Genomic DNA, 4165 nt, shown 5'->3' on the forward strand with positions numbered 1-4165 from the left:
GCCATCGGTCTATGCCGCAAATCCCTGAACGCGAGTTAAGGTGATAACCCACCAGCAAAGATCGTGGTCCGAGCCGTCGCCCAAGGGGAGTCGCCACCGCCGCTGCTGCATTGCACCTCGTGTCCTCCCCCGGTGCCGAGAGCTGAAGCGGGTACCCCTTCCTCGGAGCCAGGATAGAGGAGCCAGGATAAAAACGGATTATTCCGCCTTTGCTTGACGTGAATTAACAAGGGGCGATGTCACCGATGACAGATTCCAATCGCCCGCCAAAAAGGAGAACTCACATGAAACGACTTGGTCTTATCTGTCTGACCGTACTTTCCCTCATCGGAATTTCCTTCTTTGCGACAGCAGAAGCAGTTCAGAGGCCCGCCGATGCAACCATGACATTTTCCGGCGGCAGCGTGGCTGCTGGCGTTGGCTACACGTGGGGTGCCGGAGCCCTGAACTTCGAGGGTAAATCCTATCCTTTCACCGTTTCGGGATTGACCTTCATCGATATCGGAGCCGAGCGAATTGACGGCGCCGGAACCGTTTACAATCTGAAGAAGGTCGAGGATGTCGCCGGAACCTATGTCGCGGCCGGCGCAGGTGCGACACTCGCGGGCGGCGGCAGCGTCGTGGCACTCGAAAATCAGAATGGCGTCATCGTGCATTTCCATTCGACCACGTCGGGATTGAAGCTCAATCTGTCGGCCGGAGGGATTGTCGTGAAGCTGAAGTGAATTTTCTGGCTGGCTGCTCATCTTTGGGTGGCCAGCCGGATTCACACCGCATCCGCCCCGCGCCTGTGGCGTCGAGCCGTTAGCGTGGCTGCGCCACGTCCTCACTGAATTGCCTCAACGCAACGAGGACGCTGATATCTACGATCTGCTGCCCTTCAACTTCGCCAAAGCAACAATTCGAAGGCCATCCCTTGAAAGCGCCCGCGTCAACGCGCAGCGAAAATAGCGCTTACAGAGGATCCGTGGCTGGGGCAGGAAGTTTGGGCTGGACTACGCCCGGGCCTGCGCCGCAAGCAGCCCAGTCGAAGTGATATCTGGCACCTCGATCGCCGGCGAGAAGCATTGGTTAGGCGCCGTCGCTATGAGCAGCGGTACTCCGGTTTTCATCGTGCCCACTGCGTTCGGCGCGGCAGACGCTCACAAACGCGCAAGACCGGCGGTCGGTTGCATCGTCGTCAGTGTCACGGGCCGGCGGCGGCGTCCAGCCAGTCATGCGCGCGGCCTTTTGTTCTGTCCACCAATATGCCCTGTTGCCGGGCGGGTGCTCGGACGCCTCGGCCACGGAGCCGAGCAGCATCGTCTTGTTGCTGCCTCCCTTTGCATCGACGCGATATAACGTGCGGGCCGACGGCTGGTTCCATCAATCCGACCGCTGGCGCGGCGCGGAGAGTGGCATGAGCGGGGGTGACAGGTACTCAGAGTACTCCTAGCGATCGAGGAGTAGCATCCCTGCCTCGTAGCGGTCCCAACGAACGCCTTTCAAACCTCGTGGGGGCGTCGATAGCGGCTAAGCAGGCATCTGCCGCCAGATAGGCCTCTATTGGGCCACTGAAGAAGCTGTTCCTTGGCCCCCTGAACGTGGCTCATGTTGCACCGGACACCGCCACGGACCGGTGGTCTTAATGGCGACCGGAGAGTAGAAAAACCGAGGAGCATCAGGGCCCCCTGAGGTCGAACTGCACGAACTGACCGTGAAGCGTGGCCAAGTCCATGATGGTCTCGACCAATTCACAGTCGGTCACTTGCAAATCCGGATCAGCTTTGCGGACTGCCGCAATCGTGTCCCGGACTGATACGATGCTGCCAATCGGGAGGGGACCGATCACCGCGTCCACCGCCGCTGTGGCCACGGGCTTATAGACCGCTTGAGATTTCATCACAATCCTCGCGTGCAGAACCCCAAGCGGCCATCTTATGGGTCACCAAACGAAGAAATCAAGTTTGGAAAGGTACCAAGTTGATGGTCCACATGCGAGCTATAACCAGTGAGTTTCGGACGGTTTTTCGCGTCCTTTCTGATCAAGCACAAAAAGGACCGATCATTCTTCGCCGCCGGTTTGGTTCCGATCAAAAGTCACCACGGCGACCCTGCGTTTCAGGTCTGCGGTGTTCAGGAGGTCCACCAGATCGTCGGCATCCTCCATGTCGAGACCTATCGCTGATCGACCATCAGGCTCAGCCGGGCGTTGTCACCGTAGCCGCTTGTCAGGGATCGCTGCGATAGATGCGGGGATGAACACTTCGCAGATCAGCTACAAACGGCATCGGTTCCCACCCGAGATCATCGCCCACGCGGTGGCTGAATTATCGATTTCCGCTGAGCCTGCATTATTTTCGAAGAAATGCTGCTCGAGCGCGGCATCGTCATTTCCTACGAGACGATCCGTCGCCGTCGGCTGACGCCTATCCGGATCCGCAAGAGTAAATACCTGAATAACCGGATCGGAACAGGCTCATCGCCGCATCCGGCCGATGCTCGGCTTCAAATCACCAGCATCAGACGCGAACATCCTAAACGGGTATCGAAATGGTTCACGTGATGCGTAAGCAACAAGGCGAGCTTCGCCTACAATCCAAATCCATCCCTGGCCAAGCAATTCCAAATCCTTGCCGCGGAATTGGCCACGTGTCAAACCTCTGCGCTCCCATACAGCCGTGGCAACAAAAGCTACACAGCGTTCGCCGAGGTCGGACATGCGACACAGCTGCGTTCGAGCTACCGTATTGTTCCGAACCGATTTATCGTTTGGCACGGCATATGCTTGGTCATTCGCAAATACGTTGCGGACTGACATGGCCGTGCCGGCCTCGCCCCAGATGGCGGTGTTGCGGATCGCCAGCGTCGCACTGGCGACGCGCCCACAAGCCGCCTCCAGCGTGTCCCGATGGATGAAGCGTCGTCCGACATGAAGCAGTTCTTCGTAGCTGACATCCGCGTATCCGGCCGCGACGCGCTTCAGACCGGCATTCGTGCCCAATCCGTAGAGGCACAAGATCAGGCGCCGATCGAGCGCACCGCGGGAAAGCGCCACGCGGGAGCGCGGGATCGCGCAGATAATGCGGGTCAATCTGTTCCGCCCGGTGCATGTCAAGACCCTGATGAGTCAGAAGCGCCGGGCGCTGCTGACGGCGCGCAAGCTCTTAAAGGACAAGGCGATTGCCATCGAGAACGACATCCGCGGGCTGTTGCGCAACTTCGGTCTCAATGTTGGCAAGGTCGGTGCGGTCAAGTTTGAGGAGCGGATCCGCGAGCTCACCGAAGGCATGCCCGATCTGGCCGAGATCATCGAACCGTTGCTCGACGCGCGCCGCAAGCTGCGCCATAATTATGCCGCCCTGCACCTCAAGCTTCTGGCGATCATCCGGGATGATGAGGTTTGCCGTCGGCTGATGTCGATCCCCGGTGTCGGCCCCGTCGTGTCGCTGGCCTACACCGCGACAATCGATATCCCCGCCCGCTTCCGCAACTCCAAGGCGGTCGGTCCGATTTTGGGCCTGACGCCGGCGCTCCATGAATCGGGCGAAAGCCGCCGGGTGGGCGGGATCTCGTTATGCGGCGACGGCATGATGCGATCGTTGCTCTACGAGGCCGCGCAGACGCTGCTCACGCGGGTGACGAAATGGTCCTGGCTGAAGGCCTGGGCGATGGACGTCGCCAAGCGGCGCGGCCAGCAGAAAGCCATCGTTGCGCTCGCCCGCCGGCTGGCGGTGATTCATGCATCGCATCTGGAGCGACGGCACACAGTTCCGCTGGACCAGGACGGAAATGATGCCGGTCGCCGGCTGAACAATTGATAAACGTCGCCCCCCGACGGGGACACCAGTTCCACCCACCGGTGGAAAAGCTGTCCTTCGCGGGACGAGAATGAGGTGAGTTCGTCGATTGGCTTGGCTCGATTGCCCATCATCGGCAATCAAGGCGCTCGACAGATTGTTCCACCCATTCTTCTGAATCCCCATAGAGGGCAGGGCCAGAGCGCCGATCTCGGAAAGAAGCAAGGCCCCGCGAAAGACGTCCAATGCCGGAAAAGCAAAAAAGAACCAGGAGGCGCTTGACTTCAAACCGCCGAATAGAGAAGCCAGTCGGTGAAGGCCACCGAAAGCGGCGGAGTTCGTGGCTTCGACGCCGGCAAGAAGGTCAAGGGCCGCAAGCGGCACAT

2 protein-coding genes and 4 pseudogenes are annotated in these 4165 nt (G+C 59.6%); 4 read left to right on the forward strand and 2 right to left on the reverse strand.

The features are described 5' to 3' along the window. Positions 1-383: 383 nt before the first annotated feature. Positions 384-725 (forward strand): hypothetical protein, encoded by a 342-nt coding sequence (locus tag NKH03_RS34330; RefSeq protein ID WP_352973273.1) that lies wholly within the window; start codon positions 384-386, stop codon positions 723-725. Positions 726-783: 58 nt separating this feature from the next. Further along, positions 784-951: pseudogene (locus tag NKH03_RS34335) on the forward strand (transposase domain-containing protein); the annotation flags it as partial. Between the two features lie 709 nt (positions 952-1660). Here the strand turns inward: NKH03_RS34335 and NKH03_RS34340 are convergent. Further along, positions 1661-1882, reverse strand: a complete 222-nt coding sequence (locus tag NKH03_RS34340) for a hypothetical protein (RefSeq protein ID WP_352608298.1) — start codon at positions 1880-1882, stop codon at positions 1661-1663. Between the two features lie 355 nt (positions 1883-2237). Between NKH03_RS34340 and NKH03_RS34345 the strand changes: the two are divergent. Continuing rightward, positions 2238-2395: pseudogene (locus NKH03_RS34345) on the forward strand (IS6 family transposase); the annotation flags it as partial. A gap of 405 nt (positions 2396-2800) precedes the next feature. Here the strand turns inward: NKH03_RS34345 and NKH03_RS34355 are convergent. After that, positions 2801-3043, reverse strand: a pseudogene (locus NKH03_RS34355) (Tn3 family transposase); the annotation flags it as partial. A gap of 4 nt (positions 3044-3047) precedes the next feature. On the opposite strand from NKH03_RS34355, the pseudogene NKH03_RS34360 reads away from it, so the two are divergent. Next, a pseudogene (locus tag NKH03_RS34360) lies at positions 3048-3792 on the forward strand (IS110 family RNA-guided transposase); the annotation flags it as partial. Between the last annotated feature and the right edge of the window lie 373 nt (positions 3793-4165).

Source organism: Mesorhizobium sp. M1406, from assembly GCF_040317555.1.
GTDB lineage: Bacteria > Pseudomonadota > Alphaproteobacteria > Rhizobiales > Rhizobiaceae > Mesorhizobium.

What these genes read in the sequence shown, in the direction of transcription:
- NKH03_RS34330 (WP_352973273.1), top strand. Translation starts at nt 384, where the DNA reads ATGACATTTTCCGGCGGCAGCGTGGCTGCTGGCGTTGGCTACACGTGG.
- NKH03_RS34340 (WP_352608298.1), bottom strand. Translation starts at nt 1,882, where the DNA reads ATGAAATCTCAAGCGGTCTATAAGCCCGTGGCCACAGCGGCGGTGGAC.